The sequence below is a fragment of the Allobosea sp. LjRoot237 genome (genome assembly GCF_964253285.1).
Lineage (GTDB): Bacteria > Pseudomonadota > Alphaproteobacteria > Rhizobiales > Beijerinckiaceae > Allobosea.
This window is the reverse complement of the sequence record NZ_CAXUQP020000001.1, coordinates 4417372-4430886: the sequence shown is the minus strand read 5'-3', so window position 1 is coordinate 4430886 and position 13515 is coordinate 4417372. Positions and strand designations below refer to the sequence as shown.

Annotated in this window: 14 protein-coding genes; all 14 read left to right on the top strand. The window is 59.3% G+C overall.

Annotated features, from left to right (window positions below):
• The first annotated feature begins 503 nt into the window (after positions 1-503).
• The 14 genes from ACSQ24_RS21530 to ACSQ24_RS21465 all read left to right on the top strand — a co-directional run bounded on the left by ACSQ24_RS21530 (position 504) and on the right by ACSQ24_RS21465 (position 13515).
• Positions 504-2078, top strand: a complete 1575-nt coding sequence (locus tag ACSQ24_RS21530) for a terminase large subunit (protein ID WP_436096655.1) — start codon at positions 504-506, stop codon at positions 2076-2078.
• Between the two features lie 14 nt (positions 2079-2092).
• Complete coding sequence (locus tag ACSQ24_RS21525) at positions 2093-3331, top strand: phage portal protein (protein ID WP_436096654.1); 1239 nt, start codon at positions 2093-2095, stop codon at positions 3329-3331.
• A complete protein-coding gene (locus ACSQ24_RS21520; RefSeq protein WP_436096653.1) occupies positions 3321-4034 on the top strand; it encodes an HK97 family phage prohead protease in 714 nt (237 codons plus the stop codon). Before ACSQ24_RS21525 ends, ACSQ24_RS21520 begins: the two co-directional genes overlap by 11 nt.
• 26 nt (positions 4035-4060) lie before the next feature.
• On the top strand, positions 4061-5347 hold the full coding sequence (locus ACSQ24_RS21515) for a phage major capsid protein (RefSeq protein ID WP_436096652.1): 1287 nt from the start codon (positions 4061-4063) through the stop codon (positions 5345-5347).
• A gap of 60 nt (positions 5348-5407) precedes the next feature.
• On the top strand, positions 5408-5836 hold the full coding sequence (locus tag ACSQ24_RS21510; protein ID WP_436096651.1) for a hypothetical protein: 429 nt from the start codon (positions 5408-5410) through the stop codon (positions 5834-5836).
• A 256-nt stretch (positions 5837-6092) separates the two neighbouring features.
• Complete coding sequence (locus tag ACSQ24_RS21505) at positions 6093-6647, top strand: head-tail connector protein (RefSeq protein WP_436097941.1); 555 nt, start codon at positions 6093-6095, stop codon at positions 6645-6647.
• Between the two features lie 27 nt (positions 6648-6674).
• Positions 6675-7085, top strand: a complete 411-nt coding sequence (locus ACSQ24_RS21500; RefSeq protein ID WP_436096650.1) for a hypothetical protein — start codon at positions 6675-6677, stop codon at positions 7083-7085.
• 1 nt (position 7086) lies between these two features.
• Positions 7087-7446, top strand: a complete 360-nt coding sequence (locus ACSQ24_RS21495; RefSeq protein ID WP_436096649.1) for a head-tail adaptor protein — start codon at positions 7087-7089, stop codon at positions 7444-7446.
• Positions 7447-7605: 159 nt separating this feature from the next.
• Positions 7606-8064: an HK97-gp10 family putative phage morphogenesis protein gene (locus ACSQ24_RS21490; protein ID WP_436096648.1), complete on the top strand. Its 459-nt coding sequence runs from the start codon at positions 7606-7608 to the stop codon at positions 8062-8064.
• Positions 8064-8471, top strand: a complete 408-nt coding sequence (locus ACSQ24_RS21485) for a DUF3168 domain-containing protein (protein ID WP_436096647.1) — start codon at positions 8064-8066, stop codon at positions 8469-8471. Before ACSQ24_RS21490 ends, ACSQ24_RS21485 begins: the two co-directional genes overlap by 1 nt.
• Positions 8472-8604: 133 nt before the next feature.
• Positions 8605-9393, top strand: coding sequence for an NUMOD3 domain-containing DNA-binding protein (locus ACSQ24_RS21480; RefSeq protein WP_436096646.1), 789 nt, complete (start codon positions 8605-8607; stop codon positions 9391-9393).
• Between the two features lie 18 nt (positions 9394-9411).
• Complete coding sequence (locus ACSQ24_RS21475; protein WP_436096645.1) at positions 9412-9852, top strand: phage tail tube protein; 441 nt, start codon at positions 9412-9414, stop codon at positions 9850-9852.
• A 2-nt stretch (positions 9853-9854) separates the two neighbouring features.
• Positions 9855-10289 (top strand): gene transfer agent family protein, encoded by a 435-nt coding sequence (locus ACSQ24_RS21470; RefSeq protein WP_436096644.1) that lies wholly within the window; start codon positions 9855-9857, stop codon positions 10287-10289.
• 421 nt (positions 10290-10710) lie between these two features.
• A complete protein-coding gene (locus ACSQ24_RS21465) occupies positions 10711-13515 on the top strand; it encodes a tape measure protein (RefSeq protein ID WP_436096643.1) in 2805 nt (934 codons plus the stop codon).

The window sequence follows — 13515 nt, the reverse complement described above, 5'->3', positions numbered from 1 at the left end:
TAACACAGGAATTCCTATGAGGAAGCCGCGCAAGGCTCGCATCGACAGCGCGTCTGAGGCGGTTCGTGTAATGGGGAAGGCGACGGCTGAAATCGCCCCGCCGCCCAACGTTCCACTGGACTCAGGCGACCTGCCGTTCTTCCGCAACGTGATTGCCGAGTATGCCCGGTCGGAATGGTCCGCGCACCAACTCGAGCTCGCGGCGATGCTGGCCCGCACGATGGCGGATCTAGTCACAGAGCAAGCGCTATTGAGAATAGAGGGCGGCGTCGCCCATTCTGAAAAGGGGACGCCTGTCGCCAACCCCCGCAAGTCGATCGTGCAGATGCACGCGAGCTCTATCCTTTCGTTTCGCAGGTCGTTGTCGCTCCACGCGCGTGCGCAAGCGGGCGAGGCGAGGGACGTTGCCAAGCGGCGTGGAGGGGCTAGGGCCATCGAGGCAGACAACCCCCTAGAGGACGACTTGCTCGCCAGGCCGGGCTAGCCGCAAGCCGCGTTGATGCATGGCGAAAAAGCCGATGACCCGCGGCGAGCGCGTAATTGCGTTCATCGAGCGGTACTGCCTTGTCCCGGAAGGAAATCTGCTCGGTAAGCCGGTTCGGCTACTGGACTTCCAGAAGAAATTCATCCTCGCGGTTTACGACAACCCGGCCGGTACAGGTCGGGCTTATCTGTCTATCGCCCGCAAGAACGGAAAGACGGGCCTGATCGCATGCCTCCTGCTGGCGCACATCGTCGGGCCGGAGGCTTACCAGAACGGCCGCATCGTCTCCGGTGCGCGCTCTCGGAAGCAAGCGGCGGAGGTGTTCAATTACGCCTCCAAGATGGTGATGATGTCGCCTGAGCTGAGCAAGCTCGCGCGCATCGTGCCGTCTAGCAAGATGATTGTCGGGCTGGCCAAGAACGTCGAGTACCAAGCGATTTCTGCTGAGGCGAAGGGCGCCCACGGCGGCTCACCTATCCTGGCAATCTTGGATGAGGCGGGACAGATCAAGGGTCCGAACGACGACTTTGTTGAAGCCATCGAGACGTCGCAGGGCGCCTACGAGGGCAAGGCCATGCTCTTCGTCATCTCGACGCAGGCGGCCACAGATAACGACCTGTTTTCACGCTGGATTGACGACGCGGAAACGTCGAAAGATCCACGCATTGTCAGCCACGTTTACACCGCTCCGGCGGACTGTGAGATACTGGACCGCACAGCATGGGCGGCTGCCAACCCGGCGCTCGGAATCTTCCGCTCTGTAAAGGACGTAGAGGATTTCGCGGCGATTGCCGACCGCATGCCAACCGCGGAGGCGAGCTTTCGCTGGCTGTTCCTGAACCAGCGCATTGACGCATCCGCCCCGTTTGTGGCTCCCAGCGTGTGGAAGTCTTGCGACGCCGAAGTGCTGGAAAGCTTTGAGGGCCTGCCGGTCTTCGGCGGGCTCGATCTTTCGGAAGTATCGGACCTAACGTCGCTGGTGCTGATGGCACCTAAAACTGCCGGGGCGGAAACGGTTTGGCACGTCAAGCCAACGTTTTGGCTACCTGGCGACAGCTTGCGGGAAAAGGCCAAAGCGGACCGCGTGCCATACGATATATGGCATGGGCAACGGTACTTGGAGAAGACGCCGGGCCCGACCGTTGAATACGAATATGTGGCCAACCGTCTTCGCGATCTGTTCGACAAGCTCGATATCCGCAAGATTGCTTTTGACCGATGGAACTGGCGTCATCTCAAGCCGTGGCTTTTGAAGGTCGGGTTCACAACAGAGCAGCTTGAGGGCGACGACGCAGTCTTCGTTGAGATGGGGCAGGGCTACCAGTCCATGTCCCCCGCCCTTCGAGATTTGGAGAGCCTGATTTTAAACAAGCGGGTCGCCCACGGCGGGCATCCGGTTCTCACCATGTGCATGATGAATGCCACGGTGAAATCAGACCCGTCGGGCAATCGCAAGCTCGACAAACAAAAGTCTCGAGGCAGAATCGACGGAGCAATTGCGCTCGCGATGGCCGCGAGTTGCGCGGGCACTTATGAGCCGCCTGCCGATAGTACTTCCTTCTGGCAGGTCTTGGACCCGGCCGTTACTCAATAATCAAAGGCGGCCTCATGGGCATCTGGTCTTGGTTGACCGGCCGAGAGGCTGGTCAAAAAGGCGTGGCTTACTCGCAAGAGTGGCAGGATTACTTCGCAATGACCGCTCCCAAATCGGGAGTGCCTGTAAATTGGCAGACCGCGCTAGAGGTTTCAGTCGTTTACGCGTGCATCAGGGCGATTGCGAACGGTGTTTCGCAGGTCCCCTTGAGAGTTATGAAGGAGTTACCCGACGGAAAGGGATGGGTTCCGGCGCCTGATCATCCTCTTTTCAAGGTTTTGTACCGAAAACCGAACCGTTGGCAGACGTCTTTCGCAATGCGCGAGACGATGATTCTTCATCTCTGCCTCACCGGAGACGCTTTTTTCTACAAGAACATGGTTCGCAACAAGGTCAAGGAGTTGATTCCAATTGACCCTGGCTGCGTGGCCATCACTCGTAACAGGGATTATTCTCTTACCTACACAGTTTCTTCGCCGGATGGTACTACACAGGACTTCCCACAGGATCTGATATGGCACATCCGCGGACCTTCATGGGATACGTGGAAGGGGCTAAACCCCGTCCGCCTGGCGCGGGAGACAATCGGACTCACCATCGCGACGGAGAACACGCAGGCCGAGTTGCACGCCAACGGTATGCAGTCTTCCGGCACGTATTCGACCGAGCAGAAGATTGGTCCTGATGACTACAAGAAGATTCAGGCTTGGATAGCTGCTCAGACAGGCGGGCCGAACCGACATAAGCCGTTCGTCATCGACGCCGGGTTCAAGTGGACCCCGCAGATGATGACCGGCGTTGACGCCCAGCATCTGGAAACCCGTAAGTTTCAGGTCGAGCAGGTTTGTCACGCCATCGGGGTATTTCCGCCGATGATCGGGCACGCTGGCCAGGCAATGACCTTTGCCAGCGCTGAGCAGGTATTTCAGGCGCACGTCGTTCATACGCTTTCGCCTTGGTACGAACGGCTCGAGCAGTCGATTACCAATGACCTACTGGACGGGCCGGAGGACGAGGGCTTCTGCGCGAAATTCAGCGCGAATGCGCTGCAGCGCGGCGCCTTCAAGGACCGGTTCGAAGGTTACGCAAAGTCGCTGGGCAGCGGTGGGTCTCCCGCCTGGATGACGCCTAACGAAATCCGCGCCCTTGAAGACATGAACCCCATTGCAGGCGGCGACGAGCTGCCCAAACCGACGAACATTGCGCCCGCAACCGGGACCGCGCCGGTTAAGGACAAACAGAATGCAGATTGAGCGTCTTAGCTTCGGCCTTAAAGAGGTCAAGCTTGATGATTCCAGCGCCGATGAGATGAAGTTCTCTGGGTACGGCGCTGTTTTTGGCAACGTTGACAGTTACGGCGACGTTATCGCCAAGGGCGCGTTCGCCGACACGCTGAAAAAGGCGCGTGACACGGGCATTTGGCCTGCAATGCTGTCCCAGCATGGCGGAATGTTCGGTGAAGACTCTACGCCGATCGGTATTTACACCGAAATGCGTGAGGACGACGTTGGTCTGTGGGTTGAGGGCAAGCTTGCCGCCACAGAGCGCGGTAAAGAAGCCTACGCGCTGCTGAAGATGCAGCCCCGCCCGGCATACAACGGTCTATCCATTGGCTTCCGAGCTAAGGAATGGGCAGTTCGGACCACGCCGGAAGAGCCGCGTCGCACTCTTAAGGCTGTGGAGCTGCTTGAAGTCTCGCTGGTGACATTTCCGGCGAACACAAAAGCACGCGTTACGAGCGTAAAATCCGAGTTCAATCCCCGTGAAGCTGAAGACAGCCTGCGTGAAGCAGGTTTGTCGCGGGCGGACAGTGTAAAAGCTGTTGCGGTCTTCAAATCTCTACTGCTTCGTGATGAAGCAGAGCCGAATTCAGAGCCTCGGGATGAGGTTGCTGCGGCCGAACTGCGCTCACTTGCTGAACGCATCCGGAAACTAGCTGCGCCTGTCGCGCGCTAGTCAATTCATCCCGCAAGGACATAACAATGACTGAAAAGACCGCTATCGAGCAGGTCATGACCGCCTTTGAGGAATTCAAGGCGGCCAACGATGCTACCCTGGCTGAGATCAAGGCCAAGGGCTCCGCTGACCCGGTTCTTACCGAGAAGGTCGATCGTATTGAGGCCGCTCTGGCCAAGCACGAAGACCTGAACCAGAAGCTGACGGCCGCTGCGCTCGAGGCCAAGAAGGAAAAGGAGCACGTCGACGAGCTTGAGACCAAGCTGAATCGGCTTGCTCTCGCAGGCGCCGCGACTCCGGAAGCACGCCGGGAAGAGCTGAAGTCCAAGGTCAACACCTGGGCCCGTGCCGTTGTCGGCGCTTCGACTGTCGGCGTCCAGAACCTGAACGCTGACCAGCGTAAGGCTCTTGCCGATGTTGAGGCCGAGTACAAGGCTCTGACGATCGCCAATGACACGACCGGCGGCTACCTTGCCCCGGCCGAGTATGTGCGTGAAATTATCAAGTCGGTGACCGAGATCTCTCCGGTTCGCTCGCTTGTGAAGGTCCGCACGACCGCCTCCAAGTCGATCCAGCTTCCGAAGCGCACCGGCCAGTTTGCGGCCCAGTGGGTTTCCGAGAACGGTACCCGCAGCGAGACCGACGGCCTGCGCTATGGCATGTGGGAGATTCCGACCCACGAGCTCTATGCTCTGATCGACATCTCCGAGCAAAACCTTGAGGATTCGGCTTTCAATATGGAAGCTGAGATCCGCGGCGAGGCTTCCGAGCAGTTCATGCTCGCTGAGGGCACTGCCGTAGTGGTTGGTAATGGCGTCGGCAAGCCGCAGGGCTTCATGGACGCTGGTGCTGGCCTTGGTGAGAACATCTCCGGTTCGGCTGCTACCATTGCTGACGCCGACGGTCAGGCCAACGGCCTTCTGACCCTCAAGCACGCGATCAAGACCGCTTACGTTCGCAATGCGACGTGGGTTTTGAACCGCACCACGCTTGGTTCGGTCAGGAAGCTGAAGGACGCCGACAAGAACTACATTTGGATGCCTGGCATTGCGCTTGGTAAGCCGAATACCATCGACGGCGACCCCTACGTTGAGGTTCCGGATATGCCGTCTGAGGGCGCGGGCGCTTTCCCGATCGCCTACGGTGATTTCCAGCGCGGTTACACGCTGGTCGACCGCATTCAGATGAGCATGCTGCGCGATCCCTACACTCAGGCGACTTCGGGCAACATCCGCTTCCTGTTCCGCCGCCGTCTTGGTGGCCAGGTTGTGCTGGCTGAGGCCATGCGCAAACTGAAGTGCGCCGCGGCGTAATTCTGGCTACGGGGGCGCTTCGGCGCCCCTTTTCCCTCATTTTTTCAGGAGAAAAGCCAGATGGCTTCCAAGGATCTCTACAATAACGTCCACCCGGTGATTGCAATTGCACCGGTCACTATTTCGGACGGCACGGCGCTTGTTTCGAGCGTTGTCGACACGCTGGGCTACGAGAGCGTGACGTTTGTCGTTCAGACGGGCACGCTTGCTGACGCTGATGCGACCTGGGCGGTTACCGTCAAGGACGGCGACACCTCTTCGCAGGGCGCTCACACCGCCGTTGACGACAAGTTTCTGCTTGGCACCGAGTCCGCCGCCGGCTGGGCTTTCGGTGACGACGGCGAGGCTCGCAAGATCGGCTACGTTGGTGGCAAGCGCTACGTCTCGATCGAAATCGACGATGTGGTTGCGAATACCGGCTCGGCTCCATTCTCGGTTGTCGCCCTGCTCGGTCATCCGCGCTCTGCGCCGACGCCCGCTCTCACCTAATGCATAGGGTCGTGCGGCCGTTTCCGGTTTCTTGGGACGGCCTCACGCTCGTTGACCTGCATGCGGGAGACGAGCGTGAATTCGGCGATATGACCGGGGGCCTGTTGGCTGAGGGCTATATCGAGGCCGTGAGCGCTCCGCCCGTAGCCGCGCCAGCGCGGGAACCCGCGGTCGAGCCGGTTAGCATTGTCGTCGACGAGCCGGTTGCGCCTACCGCCCCTACGGCCAAACGCCCCTATAAGAAGCGGAATTGACCATGTTGCTTCGCCCTGTCGGTGACGCCCCTGAAGTGGTGACGCTTGCTGAGGCGAAGGCGCACCTTCGCGTCGGCTTTGACGACGAAAACGAGAATATTACCGGCCTAATTGGAGCGGCCACAGAGTGGGCGGCCAAAGTGACCGGCCTCTCTCTGGGTGAGCGCGAATGGGAGTTGGTTTCCGACGGATTCCCGATCGGATGCCTCAGGCTGCCCGTTGTCCCGCTGATTTCGGTTGAAGCCGTCACCTACACCGACACACTCGAGGCGCCACAGACATATTCCGGCTTTCGGGTGTTCGGCGTTGGCGGTGACACACCGGGGTACGTCTTGCCGGCGGTGAGCAGCGCGTGGCCGGACACAAGCGACGAGCCGGAGAGTGTCACGGTTGAGTTTACAGCGGGCAGCGCTGCGATTCCGAAGCCCATCAAGCAAGCTATACTGTTGCTCGTTGGGCATTGGTACGAAAATCGCGAATCCGCGTCCCCGTACAATCTTTCTGAAGTCCCGTTTGGCGTGTCTGCGCTGCTATTGCCGCACCGCAACTGGGGCTGATTCTTCGCATTCTTTTTAGGAGCCATAATGGCCGATCTTACCATTACCGCCAGCGCGGTACTGCCTGGTGCGTCAGCGGCCCTTGCTGCTGGCACTGCGGGCGAAACCATTGTTGCTGGCAAGGCCGTCTATCTGGCCAGCGCGACGAAGAAGTGGATGCTCGCGGACGCTGACAGCGTGACCGCGGAGGCTCGCAAGGCGGTCGGCATTGCGCTGAACGGTGCGTCGCTCAACCAGCCGGTTGGTGTGCTGACTGGCGGCGACGTCACGCTGGGCGCGGTGCTCACTGCGGGGCAGGCCATCTACCTTTCGGACGACCCGGGCGGACTGTGCCCGCTGGCTGATCTGGCGACAGGTGACTATGTCTGCCTTCTGGGCCTGGCTAAGTCGACGTCGGTTTTGACGGTCGACGTACAGTTCCCGAACGTAGCGACCTGATATGACGGCGCCTAAGCGCGCAGGCGCGGGCGCTCTCAATCACCGCGTTATGTTTCAGCGGCGCATCGAGCAAGAGGACGAGTACGGCAATGTCGAGTCCGGCTGGGTTGACCAGTTTGACGAGCCGTGCCGACTTGCGCCGCGTCTAGGTTCCGAGCCCGTGCTGGCTGCCCGCCTAGCGGGCGTCCAGCCGTTCTCTATGACCGTGCGCTACTCAGCCCGCACCGCAGCCGTGACCCCCGCCTGGCGGGCCGTGAACGCACGCACGGGCGTTGAGTACAATATCGCGACAGTCGCCAACGTCGACGAGCGCGGAGCCTACTTGGAAATGCTGGTTACGTCCGGCGTGGCCACTGGCTGACCATGCCCCACCTGACCTTCACGTGCGACTTCGACTGGTATCCGGCGCCCTTCAACGGCCGCTGGTGCCGCGCCTACAAAACCGGCTGGACGGGGCTCGTCACAACGCCCTGCGCCGCGGCGGCAATTGCCAAGGGCGCTGCCGCTATCGCGAGGGCCAATGGCCAAATTCCAGAACCGCGAGAAGGTGCTTCGGAAGCTGGCGGCGATCCCGCAGGCGGTACGAAGCGCCGCAAAACAGGCGCTCGCGCAAAGCGCTGACGAACTGACCGAGGCCATCCGCACAGCGGCGCCGCGTGGTGCCACGGGAGAACTGAAGAAGTCGATCGCGCAAACGTGGGGCGGAGGTGCCGTACGGTACAGTTCGCTCCGCGGCAATGTTGGTCAAGCCGGCGACCCTGACCTAAGTGTGGTTATCAGCGCCGGCAACTCAAAAGTCCGATATTCGCACCTCGTGGAATTTGGGACAGCGCCGCACATTAACGGCGGGCTGTTCGCAGGCACAGAGCACCCCGGCACACGCGCGCAGCCGTTCTTCTATCCGACTTATCGCAAGCTCCGCCGGCGCGCGCGCTCGCGCATCAGCCGCGCCATAACAAAAGCCATCAAGCAACTCTGATGTCAGAAGCAACACTGCCGCTTCAAGCGGCTGTGGTAGCGACGCTTAAGGCGTACGCGCCACTGACTGCGCTCGTTGGCGCGAAGGTCTTTGACCGCGTGCCTGCGGGTACTGCCGCTCCCTACTGCGTCCTAACCGGCTGGCAGGAAATCGAAGACGGCACGGATTGCTCTGACGCGTCCGAAGTATTCTTTGATGTCCAGGTCTTCTCTACAGCAGTCGGCAGGCCGCAATCGGCGAGTATTGCAGGCGCCGTTAAAGCTGCCTTGCATCGTCTGGCGCCGGCCACTACAGGCTGGTTGGAGACAGAAATTAGCTACCGGTCTGCACAGTATTTCACCGAATCCGACGGCACGACAACGAGGGTTGTTCTCAATTTTCAGGTGCTGACTGATAGCGCTGAGTAGCTCCACAAAGAAAATCCTGACAAATTGCGCGCTTCGGGACTAAATTAGAACAGCTTGGCTAGGGTAGCTCCCGAAAAGCGGTCATCCAACCGCCTGCCAAGCGCTTTAATTGGATAGCAAGAGGGAAACTTGCATGAGCGCCGCATTGGCCGCAGCGAACGATAACGTTCGCCAGTTTTACGTTTACCAGCACCGCCGCAATGATACGGGCGAGATTTTCTACATTGGCAAGGGCTCTGGTAAAAGAGCTTGGGATGATCATTGTAGCCGGTACGATAATAAAATTTGGAGGGGTTGCGCCAAGAACGGATACACTGTCGAGATAGTTTGCGACAAGTTGGATGAAAAGCATTCCTTCGATTTGGAGGTAATGCTTATCGCATTTCATGGCCGCAAGAATCTCGGCACCGGCAGCCTGGCAAATCTCAGCGACGGCGGTGAGGGTGTCTCGGGACGGGTGCTTTCGGAAGAGACTAAGGCTAAAATTGGTCGAGCACATAAGGGCAGAATCATTTCACCAAAGACGCGTGCGAAGCTCGCGGAATACTGCGGCGAAAAAAGCTCAATGTGGGGAAAGAGCCATTCTCCAGAGGTGATAGCCAAACTTTCTGCATCGAAGATTGGGAATAAACACCCGCTGGGTTTTAAGCATCCGCAAGAAACCCTGCCGGATAGGCAGTTGAGAGCTAGGCGCTGTCAAATTCGGGCCGATAATAGTTCCGGATTCAAGGGCGTTCAGTTCAAAAAATCCAACAATAAGTGGGTGGCTCTTGGGCCTAAGCCCACGGGCGAACGCGGCCACCTCGGCTGCTTCGCAACTCCGGAAGAAGCTGCCCGCGCATATGACGCCGCTGCAGTAGCCGCATGGGGAGCCGGCAATTGCTACCTCAATTTTACCGCTGAGAATGATCTCGCGGCTTAATTTACAAGGAATATTACTTTGGCCGCTGCTACCACGATCCGCTACTCTGGATACCGCGTACTTCTTGGAGATGGTGCAGATCCGGAAGTTTTTTCCGCTCCCTGCGGCTTCACCGAGAGGTCATTCTCTGTAAATCGCGAACTTTCTGAGACGAATGTTCCGGATTGTACTTCGGAAGACTCCCCATCTTGGCTTGAGCGCGATACGACAAGCCAGTCGGCCAGCATTAACGGCACTGGTGTTCTTTCAATTGAAGCGCTTCCGACATGGCTTGCTCTGCTCGGTACGACCGAGAGCTTCAATGCTCGCATTGAAATCTGGGTGGCTGGTGCCAAGGTTGGTCACTGGCAGGGCGCCTTCGCACTTGAAAGCTTTGAATCGTCGGCGACGAAGGGCGAGCGCGTCAACGTAACCGTCTCGATGCAGTCCGATGGCGTGGTTGCCTATACCGCGGCCTAATCATGGCGTTCGAAAACCGTAATGGACGGATCGAGCTCGACTTTGCAGACGGAACCTACGGGTTCCGTCTTGCGATCGGTGAGCTAGAGGAGCTTCAGGAAAAAACCGGCGTCGGGCCGTACACCCTGTTGCGTCGCCTCCTGGCCAACGACTGGCGCGTTGAGGATGTTACGCACACCATCCGGCTCGGCCTTATTGGCGATGGCTGCAAGCCTACAGACGCGCTGAACTTGGTGCGCCGATACATCGAGCAGCGCTCAGAGTGGTTGCACAACGCCATGCTGGCGCAAGCAATCGTGAGTGCGGCTCTTGTCGGCGCCCCGGAGGAAGTGCCGGGAAAAGACAGCGCGTCGGAGGACGAGACAGGGGCTTCGAACTTCCAGACGGACGCCTCTCCTTCGGCGAGCTCTACGGGGCAGCAGGAGCAGCAGGAATAGCCATAACAGACATGAGAGGCATGTCGTGGTGGCAATTCTCGGAGACTATCGAAGGGTTCGTTAAGTCGAAGACCGGCGACAAGGACAGCGGAATTTCAGCTGCGGAAGAAGACGAGCTTGGCGCTCTGCTTAACGCGCCAGTGTGATCGAATACCCAGTCATACGCTCGCTTCCGTTAGCCGTAATAACCAGAATAGATCCGCGCTGGTCTACGATTTGAAAAAGCATCAACGCGGACTGGCCGAACCCGTGCTTGGAGACTAGCGCGGGTTCGCAGCCAGTATGGAATTCGACGCTGGACATGTCGGCGCCGTTATACAGGGCGTCGACCTTCTCTTTAGTGAGAAGGCAGCTGGCTCCTGCCTGAGTCGCCGCCAATGTGGCGACAGCAGCCGTAATTATTTTGAGCATTTGGAACTCCATGGCAAACGACGTCGAAGCGCTGTCTATACTTTTGGAAGTTCAGGCGACCAAATTCGAAAACGCTATGCGGCGTCAGAATGCACAGTTCAACAGGATTAGCAAGCAAATTGAAGATCGCGCGAGCGCGATGGAGTCGAATGTTTCTGGCTCGTTCGATAAATTAGCTCGGATTGTTGGCGGCGCTGCTGTTCTGAACGAGCTTAAGAAGCTTTCGGACGGCTGGCTTGAGGCCACGAATAAAATCAAGGCGGCAGGAATCGGTGAGGGAGTCGCTAATGCTGCGGCTAACGAGATTTCAGACATCGCGACAAGGTCGCGCACCGGTTTCGCTGAAGTAGCTGATCTTTATGCGCGGCTAACGCGCACCGGCAAGGACTTTGGCGCGACGCAAGGCGAAATCGCGGTTGCGACTGAAACCGTGTCTAAGGCACTGAAAGTCTCTGGCGCTTCGGCGGCTGAGACGCAATCTACGCTTGTTCAGCTCGGCCAGGCGCTGGGCTCCGGTCGGCTACAGGGCGACGAACTTCGGTCACTTCTTGAGAACGCTCCGGTTGTCGTTCAAGCTATCGCAAAAGAGTTCGGAGTTGCCGTCGGCGCGCTGAAGGATCTTGGCGCCGAAGGAAAGCTGACCAGCGACCGCGTGTTTCGCGCGCTTGTAAATGCCGCGCCCGAGGTGGCGGCAGCGTTCGCAAAGACTCAGGCTTCAATTTCTGACAGCTTCACGATGCTGCAGAATGCTGCCCTGAAATTTGTTGGAAACAGCCAGCAGATGGGCGTAGCGGCATCTGCCGCGTCTACGTCTATTCAATTTCTGGCCAAGAACATCGACGGAGTGGCCACGGCTGCCGCGGCGGTCGGCGCCGTTATCGCCGCGCGACTGGTTGCGCAGGGCCTAGCGCCCATGGTCGCGGCCATCGGAGCAAGTGTAACCGCATCCGCGGCTGCCACAGCGAGTATCGCTGCCATTGGCGTGCGAGCTCAGTTGGCCGCCACGTCGGTAGCTGCGCTGCGTGGCGCTCTGCTTCTGGTTGGCGGGCCTGTAGGAGCGGCCATTCTCGGGACGGCGGCTGTGGTCGCTTACCTGGCAACAGAGGCCAGCAAAGGCAAGGAAACCACCGATCGCTATGCGGAGGCCCTGAAAGCTCTTCGCCCGCCAGCGGATGACGCAAAAGCCGCCATCAAGGGCGTTGGCGACGAAGTAGCGGCCACGTCGGCCCGCATGAGCGAGGCGGCGCAAGACGGATACCGGCGCAAACTGAAGGAAGACGCCACAGCGGCGCGTGATCTCGAAACGACGGTACGCAGCGCAGTTGCAGGGCTTGAGCAGTTCGGCCAGGCCGGTCTGAAGGCGGAAGACAAGAAGCGCGGCCTTGACCTTGTCCAGAAGGGCATGGAGGGCAACGCAGCGCAGGCTATTGCTGCGGCGGATGAATTGCGGAAGTTGGGTGAAACCAACATCAGCTTTGCCAGCGCGTTTGGCTCTATCGCGGTTATGCTGCAGCAGCTAGCGGCTGTTCGCGGCGCTGCCGTTGCGACGCAAGCCGCTTTGGCTGGCGTTCAAGCCACGCAGGCCGGCGAGGCCACAGCAAAGAAAAGCAAGGACGAGCAGGCTGCGCTGGTCAAGTCGGGCTTTGTCCCAGCGGGCCCGGCGTTCGATGCGCAAGGTGACCCAGTTCTTGCCGGTCTCCGCCTTCAGCGGGAGGTCCGCCTTGCCCAAATGGACAAGGACAAGAAGGCGCTTCAGGACAAGACCAAGGAGCTCTACGACGCTGCTCTGGGATCCGGCGGCGGTGTCACGGTCAAGCAGGCTGAGGCCGCCGCCAAAGCTATCCTGGCTGCTGAGGCCGCTCAGAAGGGCGGCGGCAAAGGCCCGAAGTCGACCGAAGACAAGGCCGAAGACAAGCTCAACAGCTATATCGACAGCCTTGCGCGCCAGAACCTCGTTCTTCAGGCTGAGATTGCCAACTTCGGAAAGTCGAACGCTGAAAAACGTGCGGCGATCGAGCTCGCAAAAGCCGGCGTAGACCTTAACAGACTCGACGCGCAGACGCGCGAGGAAGTGCTCGGCAAACTCAACAAGGAAATTGCTCTTTCGGAGCAGCTTCGCACCAAGAAAAAAGAGCTTGAAGACGCGCAGAAGGCTTATAACGACGCTTCCAAGTTCTTTGGCGATGCCGCTACGGACGCTCTTGAAGACCTGATCATCAACGGCGCCAAAGCTGAGGATGTCCTTAAGAACTTGGTCAAGCAGTTGGCGAAGGCTGCCCTGCAAGCCGCCTTGATGGGCTCCGGCCCGTTGGCTGGGTTGTTCGGAACTACCGGCGTAAACGGTGGCGCGGGTGGTCTGTTCGGGATGCTTGGTGGGCTATTCGGCGGTGGCGGTGGTGGCGGTGTCAGTATCGCACAAGCCAAGTTTTCCGAAGGCGGTTTTACCGGCCGCGGCGGAAAGTACGAGCCTGCCGGTACGGTCCACAAGGGCGAATACGTCTTCTCAAAGAAGGCGGTTCAGAAGCTTGGCCTCGGCAATCTAGACGCCTTGCATCGTGGGTTCGCCACAGGCGGCTTTGTCGGCAGTACGCCTAGCGTCCCTGCTGGTCTAGGCCGCGGCTCAGCCCCGAATATTGTCATCAACAACACGCAGTCGCAGCAGGTCGAGGCCACTCCTAAGCAGGAGTCGAACGGCGACATCACTGTCTGGGTGAGCGCCATTGAGGCGCGCATGGCCGACAACATGCTGCGCGGCCGCGGCCCGCTTCATGCCGCCACTACGGCCCGCCAAACCAACCGACAACTCAGGGGCTGA

What these genes read in the sequence shown, in the direction of transcription:
- ACSQ24_RS21530 (WP_436096655.1), top strand. Translation starts at nt 504, where the DNA reads ATGGCGAAAAAGCCGATGACCCGCGGCGAGCGCGTAATTGCGTTCATC.
- ACSQ24_RS21525 (WP_436096654.1), top strand. Translation starts at nt 2,093, where the DNA reads ATGGGCATCTGGTCTTGGTTGACCGGCCGAGAGGCTGGTCAAAAAGGC.
- ACSQ24_RS21520 (WP_436096653.1), top strand. Translation starts at nt 3,321, where the DNA reads ATGCAGATTGAGCGTCTTAGCTTCGGCCTTAAAGAGGTCAAGCTTGAT.
- ACSQ24_RS21515 (WP_436096652.1), top strand. Translation starts at nt 4,061, where the DNA reads ATGACTGAAAAGACCGCTATCGAGCAGGTCATGACCGCCTTTGAGGAA.
- ACSQ24_RS21510 (WP_436096651.1), top strand. Translation starts at nt 5,408, where the DNA reads ATGGCTTCCAAGGATCTCTACAATAACGTCCACCCGGTGATTGCAATT.
- ACSQ24_RS21505 (WP_436097941.1), top strand. Translation starts at nt 6,093, where the DNA reads ATGTTGCTTCGCCCTGTCGGTGACGCCCCTGAAGTGGTGACGCTTGCT.
- ACSQ24_RS21500 (WP_436096650.1), top strand. Translation starts at nt 6,675, where the DNA reads ATGGCCGATCTTACCATTACCGCCAGCGCGGTACTGCCTGGTGCGTCA.
- ACSQ24_RS21495 (WP_436096649.1), top strand. Translation starts at nt 7,087, where the DNA reads ATGACGGCGCCTAAGCGCGCAGGCGCGGGCGCTCTCAATCACCGCGTT.
- ACSQ24_RS21490 (WP_436096648.1), top strand. Translation starts at nt 7,606, where the DNA reads ATGGCCAAATTCCAGAACCGCGAGAAGGTGCTTCGGAAGCTGGCGGCG.
- ACSQ24_RS21485 (WP_436096647.1), top strand. Translation starts at nt 8,064, where the DNA reads ATGTCAGAAGCAACACTGCCGCTTCAAGCGGCTGTGGTAGCGACGCTT.
- ACSQ24_RS21480 (WP_436096646.1), top strand. Translation starts at nt 8,605, where the DNA reads ATGAGCGCCGCATTGGCCGCAGCGAACGATAACGTTCGCCAGTTTTAC.
- ACSQ24_RS21470 (WP_436096644.1), top strand. Translation starts at nt 9,855, where the DNA reads ATGGCGTTCGAAAACCGTAATGGACGGATCGAGCTCGACTTTGCAGAC.
- ACSQ24_RS21465 (WP_436096643.1), top strand. Translation starts at nt 10,711, where the DNA reads ATGGCAAACGACGTCGAAGCGCTGTCTATACTTTTGGAAGTTCAGGCG.